This window comes from Pseudomonas arsenicoxydans (genome assembly GCF_900103875.1).
GTDB classification, from domain to species: Bacteria; Pseudomonadota; Gammaproteobacteria; order Pseudomonadales; family Pseudomonadaceae; genus Aquipseudomonas; species Aquipseudomonas arsenicoxydans.
Map to the genome: position 1 here is coordinate 2,830,283 of NZ_LT629705.1, position 18,131 is coordinate 2,848,413.

An 18,131-nucleotide genomic window follows, 5' to 3' on the forward strand; every position below is an offset into this window, starting at 1 on the left:
ATCAAGCAGCTTTGGGCGGAAATTTGGGAGTGTGCAAGCCCAACTGCATGCCTTGCTTGACCATGCCCATGATGTCTTCATGGGCCAGATCGAACAGGCGCTCGAGGTTCGGCAAGACAAAGTACAGCGGTTGCAGGATGTCGATGCGATACGGCGTGCGCATGCATTCCAGCGGATCGAAGGCTTGATGTTCAGGCTCGTCCGACAGGCAGTAAACGGTTTCTTTGGGCGAAGAGAGAATGCCGCCGCCGTAAATGCGCAGGCCTTGTTCGGTATCCACCAGGCCGAACTCGATGGTCATCCAGTACAGGCGCGCCAGATACACGCGTTCTTCTTTGGAAGCCTGTAGGCCAAGTTTGCCGTAGGTGTGGGTAAATTCGGCGAACCAGGGGTTGGTCAGCAGCGGACAGTGGCCAAAGATCTCGTGGAAAATGTCCGGCTCTTGCAGGTAGTCCAGCTCTTCACGGGTGCGGATAAACGTCGCCACCGGAAACTGCTTGTTGGCCAGTAATTCGAAGAAGGTCTGGAAGGGGATCAGCGCCGGCACCCGGGCAACTTGCCACCCGGTGGTTTCGCCGAGGACTTTGTTGATCTCGCCAAGTTGCGGAATGCGGTCGTGGGGCAGACCGAGTTTTTCGATACCGTCCAGGTATTCCTGGCACGCACGGCCCTCGATCACTTTCAGTTGGCGGGTGATCAGCGTGTTCCACACCGCGTGTTCTTCGGCGGGGTAGTCGATAAAACCTTGCGCATCGGGCTCGCGAGCCACGTATTGCGTCTGCTTCATGCTGCTCTCCTGCTAGGGGATTTCGTTCTTGTTATGTCCTGCTATGGATCTAGAAATACCCCAAGGTGTAAGGCGTTGCAGCAGGTGTCAGGCGTCGAGAGTAGGAAAAATCGTCATTTTTCGTAAAGAATTCGTTACGGATTAGCCGCTATGGCGCAGGTATTGAGATTTTCGGGGTTGAATCAGTCCACAGGTGTCACATAATCTTGACGACAAAGTTGGCGCCTGCGCAGAAAATTCCTGACGCGGGCCCTCGATCACTCCTGTTTCGGGCCTTTATATGCGTATCAAAGTCCACTGCCAGAACCGCATCGGCATCCTGCGCGATATTCTCAACTTGCTGGTCGAGTACGGAATCAACGTCGCTCGCGGCGAGGTCGGCGGTGAGCACGGCAACGCGATCTACCTGCATTGCCCGAACCTGATCAACATCCAGTTCCAGGCCCTGCGTCCGAAATTTGAATCGATTGCCGGCGTATTCGGCGTCAAGCGCGTAGGCCTGATGCCCAGCGAGCGTCGGCACATGGAGCTCAATGCCTTGCTCGGTGCCTTGGAGTTTCCGGTGCTGTCGATCGACATGGGCGGCTCGATTGTCGCGGCCAACCGTGCGGCGGCTCAGTTGCTCGGGGTTCGGGTGGATGAAGTGCCGGGGATTCCGCTGTCGCGTTACGCCGAGGATTTCGACTTGCCGGAACTGGTGCGTGCCAACAAGTCGCGGATCAACGGCTTGCGGGTGAAGGTCAAGGGTGACGTGTTTCTGGCCGATATCGCGCCACTGCAATCGGAGCATGACGACAGCGAGGCGATGGCAGGTGCGGTGCTGACGTTGCACCGCGCCGACCGCGTCGGCGAGCGCATTTATAACGTGCGCAAGCAGGAGTTGCGCGGGTTCGACAGCATCTTCCAAAGCTCCAGGGTGATGGCGGCGGTGGTGCGCGAGGCGCGACGCATGGCGCCACTGGATGCGCCGCTCTTGATCGAAGGCGAGACCGGCACTGGCAAAGAGTTGTTGGCGCGGGCCTGTCACCTGGCCAGCCCGCGAGGGCAGTCACCCTTGATGGCGCTCAATTGCGCCGGTCTGCCGGAATCGATGGCCGAGACTGAATTGTTCGGCTACGGCCCCGGCGCTTTCGAAGGCGCAAGGGCTGAAGGCAAGCTTGGGCTGCTGGAATTGACGGCGGGCGGTACGCTGTTTCTGGATGGTGTCGGGGAAATGAGCCCGCGCTTGCAGGTGAAATTACTGCGTTTCCTGCAGGACGGTTGCTTCCGTCGTGTGGGCAGCGATGAAGAGGTTTATCTGGATGTGCGGGTGATCTGCGCGACGCAGGTCGACTTGTCCGAGTTGTGCTCGCGCGGCGAGTTTCGCCAGGATTTGTATCACCGTTTGAACGTGCTCTCGTTGCACATCCCGCCGCTGCGTGAATGCCTCGATGGACTGACGCCGCTGGTGGAACACTTCCTCGATCAGGCCAGCCGGCAGATTGGTTGTCCGCTGCCAAAACTGGCGCCGGCGGCGATGGAGCGGCTTAGTCATTACCACTGGCCGGGCAATGTCCGGCAATTGGAAAACGTGTTGTTCCAGGCGGTTTCGTTGTGTGAGGGCGGGACGGTCAAGGCCGAACATATTCGTCTGCCGGACTACGGTGTGCGTCAGCCGCTCGGCGATTTTTCGCTTGAGGGCGGGCTGGATGAGATTGTCGGGCGTTTTGAGAAAGCAGTGCTGGAGCGCCTGTATTCCGAGCATCCGAGCAGTCGTCAACTGGGCAAGCGGTTGGGGGTTTCGCACACCACCATTGCCAATAAATTGCGTGAGTACGAAGTCGGTAAGGACAACGGCATTTGACTGATCGTTCCCACGCTCTGCGTGGGAACGCCTCAACGGACGCTCCGCGTTCGGCTCTTGATGGGACGCGGAGCGTCCCGGGCTGCATTCCCACGCAGAGCGTGGGAACGATCATATGGACAACGGCATTTAAGATTGCCGCGAAGCGGCATAACACCGCCGGTTTTTCGTCTTCGATACATTTCCCCCAATCCCCTGAAAACCCCTCAAGTCCTTTGTTTGCCGGGCCCGGCACCGTCAGAAAAAAGTTGGTCTGCTAATTGCTTGTCGCTCAGCAGTACAGCAGTGGGCGGCAAACGTCCGGCATGCAGAGGAAAGACTGTGGATAAGTACCTTTATGTGGCAATGACCGGCGCCAGCCAGAATGCACTGGCGCAGAAGGCTCATGCCAACAACCTGGCAAACATCTCCACCAACGGTTTTCAGAAAGACCTGGAACAGGCTCGTTCGATGCCGGTGTTTGGTGACAGCTTTCCGGCGCGTGCCTTTGCCATGACCGAGCGTCCGGCCACCGACTTCTCGTCAGGTTCGATGGTAGAAACCGGCCGTGATCTGGATGTCGCAGTGACCGGCGACGGCTGGATTGCCGTGCAAAGCCCTGACGGCAGCGAAAGTTACGTGCGCACCGGTAGCCTGAACGTTGACGCCTTGGGCGTGCTGCGGGCCGGCAACGGTATGCCGGTGATGGGCAATGGCGGGCCGATCGCCGTGCCGCCCGAGCAGAAAATCGAAGTGGGCGAAGACGGCACGATCAGTATTCGTTCGATGGGTGAGGGCCCGCGGGTAATCGCTCAAGTCGACCGTATCAAGCTGGTCAACCCCGACCCGAAGAACATGACCAAAGGCCTGGATGGTTCAATCCACACCAAGGACGGCAAGCCGGCGCAAGCCGATGCGGGCGTCAAGCTGGTGTCTGGGTTCCTTCAGTCGAGCAACGTCAATGCCGTGGAAGAAATGACTTCGGTGCTGGCCTTGTCGAAGCAGTTCGAGCTGCACATCAAGATGATGAACACCGCCAAAGACGATGACCAGGCCATGGCTCGGGTCTTGCAGATCAGCTAATTACCAGAACGTCGCGCCGTAAAACAGGCGCACGAGGAGAATCGAAATGCTTCCGGCTCTATGGGTTGCCAAAACAGGTCTGTCCGCCCAGGACACCAACCTGACCACCATTTCCAACAACCTGGCGAACGTATCGACCACGGGTTTCAAACGTGATCGCGCCGAGTTCCAGGACTTGCTGTACCAGATCAAACGTCAGCCTGGCGCCCAGTCGACCCAGGACAGCGCACTGCCGACCGGTCTGCAAGTGGGTACCGGTGTGCGCATTGTCGGCACCCAGAAAAACTTCACCGCCGGCAGCCTGCAGACCACTGAGCAGCCACTCGACCTGGCGGTCAATGGTCGCGGTTTCTTCCAGATCCTGCAGCCGGATGGCACCACGTCCTACACCCGTGACGGCACGTTCCACCTCGATTCCAATGGTCAGGTCGTGAATGCCAGCGGTTTCGCTCTGGAACCGGCGATCGTGGTCCCGAACAACGCCCAGAGTTTTACGGTCGGTACGGACGGCACGGTGTCCATCACCGTTCCCGGCAACGCGGCCTCTCAGGTGATCGGCAACCTGCAAACCGCCGACTTCATCAACCCGGCCGGTCTGCAAGCGGTCGGTAACAACCTGTTCCTGGAAACCGCGGCCAGCGGCGCACCACAAGTCGGCACCCCGGGCCTGAACGGTTTCGGTACCACGCTGCAGAACACCCTGGAAGGTTCCAACGTCAGCACCGTTGAAGAGATGGTCAACATGATCACCACTCAGCGCGCTTACGAGATGAACTCCAAGGTGATCTCCACCGCCGACCAGATGCTCTCGTTCGTAACGCAGAATCTGTAATCAAGTCTATGAGGCGGCATGAAGCCGCCTGCAGCACCGTGAGGTAGGGTCATGAATCGCTTTGTATCTGTTCTGGCACTGAGTGGGGTGGTCTCGCTTGCAGGCTGCGTCGCGCCGACGCCCAAGCCCAATGACCCTTATTACGCCCCGGTGTTGCCGCGCACGCCGTTGCCGGCTGCCGCCAACAATGGCTCGATCTATCAGGCCGGTTTCGAACAAAACCTGTACAGCGACCGCAAGGCGTTCCGGGTCGGTGACATCATCACCATCACCCTGAACGAGAAGACCCAGGCCAGCAAGAACGCCAACTCCCAGGTCGGCAAGACCAGCAAGACCAGCATTGGCCTGTCCTCATTGTTTGGCAGTACGCCCAACACGAATAACCCGCTCGGCAGCGGCGATCTGAGTCTGGATGCCAGCTACAACGGCGACCGCGCAACCAAGGGCGATAGCAAGGCCGGGCAGGGCAACAGCCTCACCGGTTCGATCACCGTGACCGTCGCCGACGTGTTGCCCAACGGGATCATTGCGGTGCGCGGCGAGAAGTGGATGACCCTCAATACCGGTGATGAGCTGGTGCGGATTGCCGGCCTGGTTCGCGCCGATGACATCGCCACCGATAACACGGTTTCGTCGACGCGCATTGCCGATGCGCGTATCACCTACTCGGGCACCGGTTCGTTTGCCGATGCGAGTCAGCCAGGCTGGTTCGACCGTTTCTTCCTCAGCCCGCTGTTCCCTTTCTAGGTGGCTACGTTGAACTTCAAAAGTCTCATGGTGGCCGCTCTGTTGCTGTCCGCAGCCTTCAACGCTCAAGCTGAGCGTCTGAAGGATATCGCCAGCATTTCCGGCGTGCGGACCAACCAATTGATCGGTTACGGCCTGGTGGTCGGGCTTAACGGCACCGGCGACCAGACGACCCAGACCCCGTTCACCCTGCAGACCTTCAACAACATGCTCTCGCAGTTCGGCATCAAGGTGCCGCCAGGTTCGGGCAACGTACAACTGAAGAACGTCGCAGCGGTGTCGATCAGTGCTGAATTGCCGGCGTTTGCCAAGCCGGGTCAACAGGTCGACATCACCGTTTCTTCCATCGGTAACTCCAAAAGCCTGCGCGGTGGCACCTTGCTGCTGACACCGCTCAAGGGTATCGATGGCAACGTCTACGCCATCGCCCAGGGCAACCTGGTGGTCGGCGGTTTCGATGCGGAAGGTCGTGACGGTTCGAAGATCACCGTCAACGTTCCGTCGGCGGGTCGTATCCCGGGTGGTGCGTCGGTCGAGCGTTCAGTTCCAAGCGGTTTCAACCAGGGCAACAGCCTGACCCTGAACCTCAACCGTTCGGACTTCACCACCGCCAAGCGCGTGGTCGACAAGATCAACGATATGCTCGGCCCTGGCGTTGCCCAGGCCATCGACGGCGGCTCAATTCGCGTCACGGCGCCTTTGGACCCGAGTCAGCGGGTCGACTATCTGTCGATTCTTGAAAACCTTGAAGTCGATCCGGGCCAGGCGGTGGCGAAAGTCATCATCAACTCCCGTACCGGCACCATCGTCATTGGCCAGAACGTGAAAGTGTCCCCGGCCGCCGTGACCCACGGCAGCCTGACCGTGACCATTACCGAAGACCCGATCGTCAGCCAGCCTGGCCCTTTGTCCAACGGACAGACAGCCGTCGTGCCGCGCTCGCGGGTCAACGCCCAGCAGGAAGCCAAGCCGATGTTCAAGTTCGGCCCGGGCACCACCCTCGACGAAATCGTGCGTGCGGTGAACCAGGTCGGCGCGGCGCCGGGTGATTTGATGGCCATCCTCGAAGCACTGAAACAGGCCGGCGCGCTGCAAGCCGACCTGATCGTGATCTGAGGACAGCGACCATGGACATGCGCAAGGCCGGCACACTCAGCACCAGTGATTCGGGGTCTTACTCGGACCTCAATCGCCTGAACCAGCTCAAGGTCGGCGACAAGAACAGCGACGGCAATATGCGTAAGGTCGCGCAGGAGTTCGAATCGCTGTTTCTCGGTGAAATGCTCAAGTCCATGCGTTCGGCCACCGAAGCGCTGGGCAAGGACAACCCGCTCAACACGCCGGCCGCCAAGCAATACCAGGAAATGTACGACCAGCAATTAGCGGTTTCCATGTCCCGCGAAGGCGGGGGTATTGGTCTGGCGGATGTGCTGATGCGGCAGATGTCGAAGAACAAACCGCTGGCGCCAGGTGAGGCTGAGGCTGCATCTGCGGCGAAACAGGCGGCGGCGAAAGCGGCCGTCCAAACCCCGATAGACGCAGGCACGACGGGCACCAATGGTCCGTTGTCGCGCCTCAATGGTCAGCGTCCGTTGTGGGCGTCGCGCTCGGGCAGGGTGCCGATGCACACCGCCGATCACACTAATGATGTGGCGATGCTCAATCAGCGGCGCCTGGCGCTGCCGCCGAAACTGGCGGACCGTTTGCTCGCCGGGCTGGTGCCGTCGGTCACGAACACTGCGGCCACTGCCGTGACCGCGCAGACCCGGATCCAGTTGCCGCAGAACGCCAAGACTGGCGCCGGCCCGCTGTTCAACGGCGATTGGCTGGCCTCGCAGACGGACACATCGTCAAAGGGGCAGATGCAGATTTATGGTCGCGCCATGGCGCAGATTCCTTTGGCTCCCGCGAAAAAAGCCTTCAGCTCCGCCGACGAATTCGTCAACACCATGTTGCCGCTGGCCAAGGAAGCCGCCGACCGCATTGGCGTCGATCCACGTTACCTGGTGGCTCAGGCCGCACTGGAAACCGGCTGGGGCAAATCGGTCATGCGCGCCCAGGATGGCAGCAGCAGCCACAACCTGTTCGGCATCAAGGCCGGCACCAGCTGGAAGGGGGATTCGGCGCGAGCGATCACCAGCGAATTCCGCAATGGCGAGATGGTCAAGGAGACGGCCGAGTTCCGTTCCTACGATTCGTACAAAGACAGCTTCCATGACCTGGTGACTTTGCTGCAGACCAATAATCGCTATCAAGATGTGGTGAAGTCTGCCGATAACCCAGAACAGTTTGTACGCGAGTTGCAGAAAGCCGGGTATGCAACCGACCCGGCCTACGCGAGCAAGATTTCGCAGATAGCCAAGCAGATGACGAGTTACCAAAACTACGCTGCGGCGGGCGCTACCACCACGCCTTTATAGGCACAAGGCATAAGGTCTGAACCATGAGTTTGCTCAATATCGGGATGTCGGGTCTGGCGGCTAGCCAATCCTCCTTGTCTGTGACAGGCAACAACATTGCCAACGTCGACACCGCCGGTTATTCGCGTCAGCAAACCGTGCAGAGCACCAAGGCTTCGCAGCAGTTCGGTAATGTGTTTATCGGCACCGGGACGACCCTGGCGGACGTTCGCCGGGTATACAACTCCTACCTCGATGCTCAGTTGCGCACCGCCACTTCACTCAACAGTGAAGCCTCGTCGTACCAGGCTCAGGCCACTCCGCTGGACGCCACGCTGTCGGATACCAACACCGGGTTGACCGGCGTTCTGCAAAAATTCTTCACCTCCCTGCAGGGTGTTTCGTCATCGGCAACCGACGATACGTCGCGCCAGTCGGTGTTGACCGGCGCCCAGGCGTTGAGCAATCGCTTCAACACCGTCGCCAAGCAATTGAACGACCAGAACACCACCCTCAATGGCAGCCTGTCCGACATGGCGACCAAGGTGAACAAGCTGGCCACGTCGATTGCATCGCTCAACCAGAAAATTGGTGAGGTTTCCACCAGCGGCGGTCAGCCGAACGACTTGCTCGACAGCCGTAACGAAGCGGTACGTCAGCTGTCCGAGCTGGTCGGCGCCCAAGTGGTCGAGCGCGGCACCAGCTACGACATATACGTCGGCAGCGGCCAGCCGTTGGTGATCGGCAACACCACCAACACCCTGGGCACCGTGCCGAGCAAAGACGATCCGTCGCGCATGGCGCTGCAAATGGATCGCGGCTCCAGCACCATCGACATCACGTCGGTGGTCAGTGGTGGCGAAATCGGCGGCCTGCTCACCTATCGCAAGGAAGTGCTCGACCCGTCGCTCAACGAGCTGGGGCGTGTGGCCCTGGTGATGGCTGACCAGATCAACAGTCAGCAGGCGCAGGGCATCGACAAGAACGGTGAATTCGGCGCGGCGATTTTCAACAACATCAACAGCGCCGCACTGATCAGCCAGCGCAGCATTGGTCAGGCGGGTAACAGCGCAGGCTCGGGCAACCTCGATGTCACCATCAAGGACACCGGCAAGCTGACCACCAGCGATTATCAGGTGACGTTCACCACCGCAACCGACTACACCGTCAAGCGTTCTGACGGCACCGCCATGGGCGCCTTCAGCACCTTGACCACGCCGCCTCCGGTGATCGATGGTTTCAGCCTGTCACTGAACGGCGGAGCCCTGAGCGCTGGCGACAGCTTCAAGGTGACCCCGACTCGCGGTGCCGCAGCCAGCATCCAGACGGTCCTGACTGACCCGAAAAAGATCGCGGCGGCAGCGCCATTGAGCGGTGTGGCCAGCTCCAAAGCCTCGGGCACTTACACCCAGCCGACGCTGACCAGCACGCTGGACATCTACAGCCCGGCGGCTCAGGCCGACATGCAGACGGGGCTCAAGTACTCGACGCCAGTGAAGGTGACGTTCGGTTCCCCGAGCGGTGGCAGCCAGACTTACAACCTGAGTGACGCCCAAGGCAACCCGTTGGGTAGCGGCACCATTGTTCCGGGTCAGAACAACACCTTGAACCTGACCGTGCCCATGATCGATGCCAGCGGCAACCCGATCATGGGCGGCGCTCCGCCGGTGCAGAAAACCTTCACCGTGCAAACCACGGTGGGTGGTTCGCCAGCCAACGGCGAAAGCTTCTCGATCTCCCTGACCGGTGCGGCATCCTCGGACAACCGCAACGCTCAAGCGCTGGTCGGTTTGCAAACCAAACAGACCGTGGACACCGGTTCGGCGAGCAAGGGCATCAGCCTGACCGACGCCTACAACACGCTGGTGACCAACGTCGGGACCAAAGCCGCTCAAGGCAAGTCTGACAGTGCCGCCACCACAGCGATCCTGGCCCAGGCCAAGGGCGCCCGTGATTCCCTGTCCGGGGTCGACCTGGATGAGGAAACCGGCAACCTCGTCAAATACCAGCAGTACTACACCGCGTCTTCGCAGATCATCAAGGCTGCGCAGGAAATTTTCAGCACGCTGATCAACAGCCTTTAAGGAGTCGTAATTCATGCGCATTTCTACCGCCCAGTATTACGAGACAACCGCTGCCAACTATCAGCGCAACTTCAACAAGGCGATCGCGACCAGCAATGAAGCCAGCAGCCTGACGCGCGTCAACACCGCCGCTGATGATCCGGTCGGTGCCGGTCGTTTGCTGCAGCTCGGTCAGCAGAGCGCAATGCTGGATCAGTACAACGGCAACATCAGTTCGACCAAGAGTTCATTGAGCCTGCAGGAAACCACCCTGGATTCCATTGGCACCGCCTTGCAGCGCGCCAAGGAAATCGCCCTCAGTGCCAACAACGGCATCGCCACTGACAACGACCGTAAAGCGTACGCCTCGGAATTGGGCCAGATCCAGCAACAGGTGCTCGGCCTGATGAACTCCAAGGATGCCTCCGGCAACTTCCTGTTCTCCGGTTCGAAAACCGACACCCCGCCTTATTCACAGAATTCCGACGGCACCTACACCTACAACGGTGACCAGACCAGCATCAATCTGGGCATCGGCGATGGTTTGTCGGTGGCGACCAACACCACTGGCTGGGATGCGTTCCAGCAGACCATCAATACCAGCCGCACCCAGGCCACCATGACCGCTCCGGCGGTGGATGATGGTCGGGTGGTCCTGTCCAATGGTCAGGTCAGCAACAGCGCAACCTACGACGCCAAGTTCGCCAGCGGCCAGCCGTACACGGTTACCTTCCTGAGCAGCACCCAGCTGAAGATCACCGATGGGTTGGGCAACGACGTAACGACCGAGGCCAGCCAGAACGGCGCGTTCAGCAACAGCAACGGCGCCAACCAGGTGGTCAACTTTCGGGGTGTCGACCTGAACTTGAACATCAACCTCAAGTCGGGCGATGTGCCGGACACCGTGATTGCCGGTCACACCTTCCAGTTGTCGGCCTCGCCGGACTCGTTCAACGCCACGCGCAGCGCCGGCAACGCGTCCACAACGGTCATCACAGGTTCCGCCATCACCAACCCTGCGGCCTACAACGCTGCGTTCCCGACGGGTGGGGCGGTCCTCAAGTTCACCAGCGCCACGGCCTTCGATCTGTACGCTGCACCGGTGACCGCCGACAGTCGCCCCGTGTCTTCGGGCGCCGTGGTGGCCGGTCCTCCGTCGACGGCCACTGCTGCGGGCGTGACATTCACCCTGGGCGGTGGTGCACCTGCCGCCAACGATCAGTTCGCGGTCCAGTCCAACGATCACCAGACCCAGAACGTGCTCGACACGTTGGGCAAGATGATCAGCGCCATGAGCGCGCCGGTCGATGGCAACACGAACGCCAAGCAGCAATTCCAGGCGGCTATGGATTCGGGCCTCGCGAATCTGGAGAGCGCCAGCAACCAATTGGGTTCGGCCATCACGTCGATCGGTGCGCGCGGTCAGTCGCTGGACGATCAGTCCACCACTAACCAGAGCCTGGGTCTGGCGAACACGTCGACCCAGTCGTCGATTCGTGATTCCGACCCTGCCGAAGTCATGACGCGCCTGACTCTGCAGCAGACCATGCTGCAAGCCGCGCAACTGGCGTTCAGCAAGATCACTTCGCTGGGGCTGTTCAACAAAATCTGACGGCAGCCGGGCGCGCAAGCGTCCGGTGACCGCTGACCCTCCCATATCTACTGTCTTTTTCCGCGGTTCCAAGGGCTCGCTTTTCCGGGCGAGCTCTCGCCGCCTGCGAGTCCGCCGTGAATTCACTCCCTCTTGTCAGCCTTGTCATTCCTGCCTTCAATCCGCGCTTTTTTGGTCGGGCGTTGCACAGTGCCGTGAGCCAGGGCTATGGCAATCTCGAGGTCATTGTTTGCGACGATAGCCGTGGCACTGAAATCGAAGAGATGGTCGATTCGTTGAGCGGGCAGACGGATGTCGTCGTGCGCTATGTGCGCAATCCCCGCACGCTCGGACTGGTGGGAAACCTGCAAGTCTGCCTGGAAGAAGCGCAAGGCGAGTTCATCAAGTTTCTTTGCGATGATGACCAATTGTTCGCTACGTGCCTTGAGCGTCAGGCACAAGTGCTCATCGATCGTGAAGATGTGAATCTGGTACTGGCCCAGCGGTTGTTCTGGGATGCCGATGATTTGCCTTTGCCTTCGCGGCTTGAAAACACACCGCTTTCCCCGGTGTGCGGGCTGTTCAAGGGTGAAGACCTGCTGGCGATCTTCGAGAATTTCCCGGTCAATATCCTCGGCGGTTTCAGCAATGCCATGTTCCGTCGTGCCGATGTGCTGGAGTTGTTGCCGGCCTTGACTCAACCCGGTCATTGTTTTGTCGCGACCCTGGATTTCGCCTTGTACATGTGCCTGCTGCGGCGCGGCAATCTGGTGGTGTCCAATCATGTGTTGAGTGTCGAGCGCCTGTACCCGGAGCGTTTGAGCGGTCAACAATCGATGAAGGATTCGGTCGAGGCCGAGCGGCAATGGCTGTTGCAGATGCTCAAGGCCCGCAGCGGCGAATCCGCGCCAGCGCCGGGTTGGGTTCGCTACCTGCCGTTGACCAAGGCCGACGAGTTGCCTCGGGTTTGGGAAGAGTTACCGCTGAGCCGAACCCTGGGTACCAAACAGACCACCCAGGACTGGCATGTCGGCATCGCCAGTGTCAGTTTCTCCGAGCTGTACGCCCAGTGGCTGGCGTGCCGCTGCCTCACGGACGGTCAGCGCACATTGTTGCCCGAAACATTGGTGAGCTGGCCGCGCACGCCAAAAATCGTCCCGATCATTATTGATGAGCAGGGCAGCCGCTCAGCGCTGGACCAAACGTTGCAAACCCTGGCCGCGCAAGACTATCCACCTGAACTGACACTGGTGTTGTCCTCGGCGTGCATGGAAGCCGAACTGGATGAGCGGATTTTCCGTTTGCCGCTGCAAGATGACTGGCAGCAGCAAATCAATGATCTGTTGCCACAACTGGACGGGGCCGACTGGTTCTACCTGCTGCGTGCCGGCGATCGCTTGGTGGCGCCGGCCTTGCTGGTAATGGCTGAGCGGATTGCCCTTTCGCGCACGCTGAAATGCCTGTACAGCGATGAAGGTGGCCTGCGGCAGGGCGAGTCGGCCGAGCCGGCGTTCAAGCCAGACTTTAACCTGGACTTGATGCGCAGCTACCCCTATGTGGGACGAGCGCTGGCGTTTGACCGTGAAGCGTTCCTGGCGTTGGGCGGTTTTGATTCCGTCTTTGGCGAACTGGCCCCTCACGATGTGCTCTGGCGTCTGGTCGAGAATGACGGCCCGCAAGTGATCGGACACGTTGCCGAAATCCTCCTGGAGTCGCCGTTCGACCTTGCCAAGTGGCTGTCCCAGTCTGAAGTGGTCAATAACAACCCGCTGTTGCTGCAAGCGCACCTGGACCGCATGGGCATCGCACATGTTATTCGCGACGCGGGTTCGACGTTGCTTAACCGGGTTGACTATCACCATGAGGGTCGTCCGTTAGTGTCGATCGTCATCGTTGGCAAGGATCAGACCATCGCCATGCAGCGCTGTGTGGAGAGCCTGCTGGAAAAAACCGCCTACAGCGAATATGAGTTGCTGCTTGTCGACAACGGTAGCGAAAGCGCCGAGGCCCACGCGTGGCTGACGGGTATGGCGCAGTTGGGCAGCGAGCGGATTCGTGTGTTGACGTATCCACAGCAAGGCAATGGCGCGGCGGTGCGCAACTTCGCCGTGAAGCAGGCTGTTGGCGACTACGTGCTGATGCTTAACCCATACACCGTGATCACTCAGAGCGACTGGCTGGATGAATTGCTCAATCACGCACAACGACCGGAAGTCGGCGTGGTGGGGGCGAAGGTGTTCAACCCGGATGGACGGGTCCTGCACGCGGGCCTGATTCTTGGTTTGCAAGGGCCGGCAGGCGTGCCGTTTTACGGCGAATCGCTGAACGCTGCGGGTTATATGTATCGCCTGCAGGTGGTCCATGACTTGAGTGCCGTCGGCGCTGATTGCCTGATGATCCGCAAAGCCGTATTTGACGCGGTCGGTGGCCTTGACGAGCAGAACCTGGGCCAGAGCCTCAACGAAGTGGACCTGTGCCTGCGTGTGGGTCAGGACGGTTATCTGGTGGTTTGGACACCCTTTGCCAAACTGGCCCTGGGCGCCCAGCCAGCAGTAACGTTGTCAGAGGCCGAACAGGCCTCGCGCAGCCAGGAACAGGAAGTGTTTTATAAACGCTGGCTGCCCATCGTTGCTCGCGATCCGGCCTACAACGTCAATTTGTCGTTGCACGGGTTGGGCGGCTCGAGCTTCAGCCTTGAGCCGGGCCTGCGTGCCGGCTGGAGCCCGTTCTCGAAATCTCAGTTGCCGACAATTCTTGCACTGCCGGTCAATGCCTCGGCCATTGGTCACTACCGCGTGACGCAGCCCTTGATCGAACTGGAAGCGGCGGGCAGGGCTCACGGACGTATTCACTACAACTTGCCGTCGATCATTGAGGTCGAGCGTCAGTCACCTGACGTGATCATCCTGCAGGGTCGTTACTCCGAAGGACCGATCAACGAGATTCCGGGCCTGATAACCTATTCCAGTGCTCGACGGATTTACGAGCTGGATGACTATGTCATCAACGTCCCCCATCGCAATGCGCATATCCGCAACATGCCGGGCAAGGACGAGATGGAGAAATTGGTACGGCGCGCGATCGGCATGTGCGACCGCGTGGTGGTTTCCACCGACGCGCTGGGCAACGCATTGTCGGACATGCATGACGACATTCGTGTCGTGCCAAACATGCTGGCCAAGCACTTGTGGAGCGACATGCGCAGCCAGCGCCGCACTTCAAAAAAACCTCGGGTCGGCTGGGGCGGCGGTACCAGTCACCACGGCGACCTGGCAGTGATTGCCGACGTGGTTCGCGAATTGGCCAACGAAGTCGACTGGGTGTTCTTCGGCATGTGCCCGGATGATTTGCGTCCCTACATGCATGAGTTCCATGGGGTGATCGGGCTGGACGTCTACCCGGCGAAGCTCGCCAGTCTGAACCTGGACCTGGCGCTGGCACCGTTGGAATTCCACATCTTCAACGACTGCAAGAGCAACCTGCGTCTTCTGGAGTACGGGGCCTGCGGCTACCCGGTGATCTGCACCGACACTGAGGCTTATCGCGGGTATCTGCCATGTACCCGGATCAAAACCAACTCCACCGATGAATGGCTGCAAGCGATCCGCATGCACCTGGCCGACCCGGACGCGAGTTACCGTATGGGCGATGAGTTGCGCGAGGTGGTTCTGCGCGACTACGTGTTGCGCGGCGACAATCTGCGCTACTGGGAAAATGGCTGGTTGGCGGACTGATCATCTGCCGCCTCCCCCCAAAAAAAAGGCGACCTTGAGTCGCCTTTTTTTTGCGTGCGGGTTGACTGATTGCCGATGATTTTTCGGTGTGGCTCAAGCTTCTGGTTGGCACTGTCGATATCTGTCCAGGGATTTGGTTTTTTCACAACAAGGCAAGGAAGAAGACATGGCAGTTATTAACGGAACAAACGGCACGGATACGCTGATAGGCAGTAATGGAGATGACGTCATCAATGGACTGCGCGGCGACGACGTGCTGATCGGCGGCGCTGGCGCGGACAAGCTCGACGGCGGTGCAGGGTTCGATACGGCGGATTATTCCTGGTCCTCGGCCGGCATTAACATCGACCTGCGTAGCGGCATCAGCCTGCCCGGTATCGGCGGCGATGCCGAAGGCGATACGCTGAAAAATATCGAGAAGGTCATTGGAAGCGACTATGACGATACCTTCACCAGCACGCTGGCAGGCCGGACACTTGAAGGCGGCAGAGGTGATGACACCTATATCGTTAACGCTGGCGGCACCAAAATCATCGAGCAGGGTTGGGGGGGAGGGTTAAACGACCAGATTCTCACCAGTCTGTCTCACTACACCATGGACGACAACATCGAGCGCCTGACCTATACCGGGGCCGGCAAATTCACCGGTTACGGCAATGCCAGCGATAACGTGATCACCGGCGGTGCCGGCAATGATGTGCTGCTAGGCGGTGGCGGTGCCGATCATTTGATCGGTGGCGCAGGTTGGGACACGGCAAGCTACACCGACAGCACCGAGGGCCTGGTTTTCGATCTCAAGTACGGCTCTAACACTTCCGGTATCGCAGTCGGCGACACCTATACCGATATCGAAGCGATCCGTGGCTCGAACCATGACGACGTGTTTATGAACGTTGCGGGGTTCAAGTCTCTGGACGGTGCCGATGGTTTTGACACGGTGGATTACTCGATGTCGGAACAGGGCATCACCCTCGATATCCGCAATGGCATGGGCAAGCCTGGCATTGGCGGCGATGCCGAAGGCGTTACGCTGAAAAACATCGAGCACGTCGTTGGCACGATCTGGGATGACGTCTACGTCATCAACACTCGCGGTATCACGATCTCCGAGCGCGACATCTCCGCGAGCAACGACGAAATCCGTACCAGCCTGGCTTCCTACACCATGGACGCCAACATCGAAGCGCTGACTTACACCGGGAAAGCCTCGTTCACCGGTTACGGTAATGCTGGCGACAACACCATCACTGGCGGTGCGGGTAACGATGTGCTGATCGGTGGCGAAGGCGCGGACCATTTGATCGGTGGTGCGGGCCTGGACACGGCGAGCTATGCCGACAGTGCGGTGGGTGTGACGGTTGATTTGGTGTCGGGGCAGCAAAGCACCGGTGCGGCGCTGGGCGATACGTACACGAGCATCGAGCTCATCCGTGGCTCGAACTACGACGACCATTTTGTAGCGAATGACGCGCCGGTCGGCTTCGATGGCGGGGACGGTTTTGATACCGTCGATTACTCCTGGTCCGATGGTGCAGTCACGGTCGATATCAGAGACGGCGTCGGCAAGCCTGGCGTGGGTGGCAGTGCTGAAGGTGACACTTTGACCAACATTGAAAAGGTCATCGGTTCGTACGCGGGCGATTCCTTCACCAGTTCCATCGGCGGCGTTACGTTCGAAGGTGGCCGAGGCGACGACGTCTACAACATCAACGCCGAGGGCGTGAAAATCATTGAGCAAGACTTCCTCGGTGGCAACGATGAGGTGCGCACAAGCCTGGCGGTGACGACGCTGGACTCATTCATCGAGAAACTGACATACACCGGCACCGGCGACTTCACCGGTTATGGCAACGATCTTGAGAACACCATTCAGGGTGGCCAGGGTAACGATCTGCTGTTCGGCGGTGACGGTGCAGACATTTTCATCGGTGGCGAAGGCGTGGATGTCGTCAGTTACGGCGACAGCAGTGTCGGCGTCAACCTCGACCTGATGACGCGAGAGCAGACTGGAATCGCCTCGGGTGACCAATACATTGATATCGAGATCCTGCGTGGCAGTCACTTCAACGACACGCTGACAGGCAACCTTATCTCCAGCAATTACTTTGAGGGCGGTCTGGGCAATGACGTCATTCACGGTGGCTGGGTCGCCGATCACCTGTATGGCGGATTGGGGCCTGCGAACGGGCCTTCTGCCGAGGTTGATACGGGCAGTGCTCCCCAGGCCGACATGCTGTACGGCGGCGAGGGCGACGACGTTATTGTCACCGCGGTCGATGATCGGGGAAGCTTCGCCTATGGCGAAGGTGGCAATGACAACATCACAGTGGCCAGCGGAACGGCCGATGGCGGTGCAGGCGAAGATGTATTGACGGGCACGGGCAATCAATACGTGTTGCTGGGCGCAGAGGGTAATGATCAGTTGTTCTTGAACGCCGGTGGTTTCGCCAACGGAGGAGAGGGCGACGATACCTATACCGTCAACACCAGTAACCTGGTGACGATCCGTGATGACGGTCAGGGCATGTTCGGCAATGACACGCTGATACTGAACAACGTTGCCAGCGCTGCTGACCTGAATCTCATGCGGGTGGGCGATGATCTTTATCTCTTCAGTCGCGCTGATCAGCAGGCTGTGGTGCCCGACCATGGTGTGAAACTGCAGGATTGGTACGCAGGCGCCAACACCATCGAAAGTTTCAAGGCTGCCAATGGAGACGTCCTCCCGGTTAGTGCGGATGCGTTCAGTATGTTTGGATGACATCCTCGGCCACTCGCCTTCGAATGTTTTGTGCCATTGAAGGTATTTGAGCCGTAACAAGGGGGAATCCGGTCGTGACTGATCCGGGTTCCCCTTTTTCGTTCTGGCCTCAGCGCTTGGCTGTTTCTTGTCATGCGTTTGCCTTGCAGCGGCGTCGCCCGCTGGACGCCTGGAGCTGGCGCGTTTCCTGCAAGTCCCCTTTATATCGCCATAAAACGAGCACTTGCAGCGTAGCGGGCAGTACATACAGCGGCGTTGAGCGTTTTATCCAGAAGGCCTGCAAAAGCTTGATACAGCTTGGCTGAGCCCTGT

11 protein-coding genes are annotated in these 18,131 nt (G+C 59.4%); 10 read left to right on the forward strand and 1 reads right to left on the reverse strand.

All coding sequences use genetic code 11. From position 1 onward, the window contains the following. Position 1: 1 nt before the first annotated feature. The gene (gene phhA / locus BLQ41_RS13165) at positions 2–787 is read right to left on the reverse strand and encodes a phenylalanine 4-monooxygenase (protein ID WP_090181471.1); all 786 of its coding nucleotides are present in this window, start codon (positions 785–787) and stop codon (positions 2–4) included. 280 nt (positions 788–1,067) lie between these two features. Between phhA and BLQ41_RS13170 the strand changes: the two genes are divergently transcribed. The 10 genes from BLQ41_RS13170 (at position 1,068) to BLQ41_RS13215 (ending at position 17,819) form a co-directional block, all read left to right on the forward strand. Beyond that, complete coding sequence (locus BLQ41_RS13170) at positions 1,068–2,630, forward strand: sigma-54-dependent transcriptional regulator (RefSeq protein WP_090181473.1); 1,563 nt, start codon at positions 1,068–1,070, stop codon at positions 2,628–2,630. 321 nt (positions 2,631–2,951) lie between these two features. Then, positions 2,952–3,692, forward strand: coding sequence for a flagellar basal body rod protein FlgF (locus BLQ41_RS13175; RefSeq protein WP_090181474.1), 741 nt, complete (start codon positions 2,952–2,954; stop codon positions 3,690–3,692). 46 nt (positions 3,693–3,738) lie between these two features. Beyond that, complete coding sequence (flgG, locus tag BLQ41_RS13180) at positions 3,739–4,524, forward strand: flagellar basal-body rod protein FlgG (protein ID WP_090181476.1); 786 nt, start codon at positions 3,739–3,741, stop codon at positions 4,522–4,524. A gap of 51 nt (positions 4,525–4,575) precedes the next feature. Then, positions 4,576–5,271, forward strand: coding sequence for a flagellar basal body L-ring protein FlgH (gene flgH, locus BLQ41_RS13185; RefSeq protein WP_090181477.1), 696 nt, complete (start codon positions 4,576–4,578; stop codon positions 5,269–5,271). Between the two features lie 27 nt (positions 5,272–5,298). Next, positions 5,299–6,387 (forward strand): flagellar basal body P-ring protein FlgI, encoded by a 1,089-nt coding sequence (locus tag BLQ41_RS13190; RefSeq protein WP_167360535.1) that lies wholly within the window; start codon positions 5,299–5,301, stop codon positions 6,385–6,387. 11 nt (positions 6,388–6,398) lie between these two features. Then, positions 6,399–7,691 carry a flagellar assembly peptidoglycan hydrolase FlgJ gene (gene flgJ, locus BLQ41_RS13195; RefSeq protein ID WP_090181482.1) on the forward strand — a complete coding sequence of 431 codons (1,293 nt, stop codon included), beginning with the start codon at positions 6,399–6,401 and terminating at the stop codon, positions 7,689–7,691. A 23-nt stretch (positions 7,692–7,714) separates the two neighbouring features. Then, positions 7,715–9,754 (forward strand): flagellar hook-associated protein FlgK, encoded by a 2,040-nt coding sequence (flgK, locus tag BLQ41_RS13200; RefSeq protein ID WP_090181483.1) that lies wholly within the window; start codon positions 7,715–7,717, stop codon positions 9,752–9,754. Positions 9,755–9,767: 13 nt separating this feature from the next. After that, positions 9,768–11,345: a flagellar hook-associated protein 3 gene (locus BLQ41_RS13205; RefSeq protein WP_090181485.1), complete on the forward strand. Its 1,578-nt coding sequence runs from the start codon at positions 9,768–9,770 to the stop codon at positions 11,343–11,345. Positions 11,346–11,461: 116 nt separating this feature from the next. Further along, positions 11,462–15,058 carry a glycosyltransferase gene (locus tag BLQ41_RS13210; protein WP_090181487.1) on the forward strand — a complete coding sequence of 1,199 codons (3,597 nt, stop codon included), beginning with the start codon at positions 11,462–11,464 and terminating at the stop codon, positions 15,056–15,058. A gap of 166 nt (positions 15,059–15,224) precedes the next feature. Beyond that, a complete protein-coding gene (locus tag BLQ41_RS13215) occupies positions 15,225–17,819 on the forward strand; it encodes a beta strand repeat-containing protein (RefSeq protein WP_090181489.1) in 2,595 nt (864 codons plus the stop codon). Positions 17,820–18,131 lie beyond the last annotated feature (312 nt).

What these genes read in the sequence shown, in the direction of transcription:
- phhA (WP_090181471.1), bottom strand. Translation starts at nt 787, where the DNA reads ATGAAGCAGACGCAATACGTGGCTCGCGAGCCCGATGCGCAAGGTTTT.
- BLQ41_RS13170 (WP_090181473.1), top strand. Translation starts at nt 1,068, where the DNA reads ATGCGTATCAAAGTCCACTGCCAGAACCGCATCGGCATCCTGCGCGAT.
- flgG (WP_090181476.1), top strand. Translation starts at nt 3,739, where the DNA reads ATGCTTCCGGCTCTATGGGTTGCCAAAACAGGTCTGTCCGCCCAGGAC.
- flgH (WP_090181477.1), top strand. Translation starts at nt 4,576, where the DNA reads ATGAATCGCTTTGTATCTGTTCTGGCACTGAGTGGGGTGGTCTCGCTT.
- BLQ41_RS13190 (WP_167360535.1), top strand. Translation starts at nt 5,299, where the DNA reads ATGGTGGCCGCTCTGTTGCTGTCCGCAGCCTTCAACGCTCAAGCTGAG.
- flgJ (WP_090181482.1), top strand. Translation starts at nt 6,399, where the DNA reads ATGGACATGCGCAAGGCCGGCACACTCAGCACCAGTGATTCGGGGTCT.
- flgK (WP_090181483.1), top strand. Translation starts at nt 7,715, where the DNA reads ATGAGTTTGCTCAATATCGGGATGTCGGGTCTGGCGGCTAGCCAATCC.
- BLQ41_RS13205 (WP_090181485.1), top strand. Translation starts at nt 9,768, where the DNA reads ATGCGCATTTCTACCGCCCAGTATTACGAGACAACCGCTGCCAACTAT.
- BLQ41_RS13215 (WP_090181489.1), top strand. Translation starts at nt 15,225, where the DNA reads ATGGCAGTTATTAACGGAACAAACGGCACGGATACGCTGATAGGCAGT.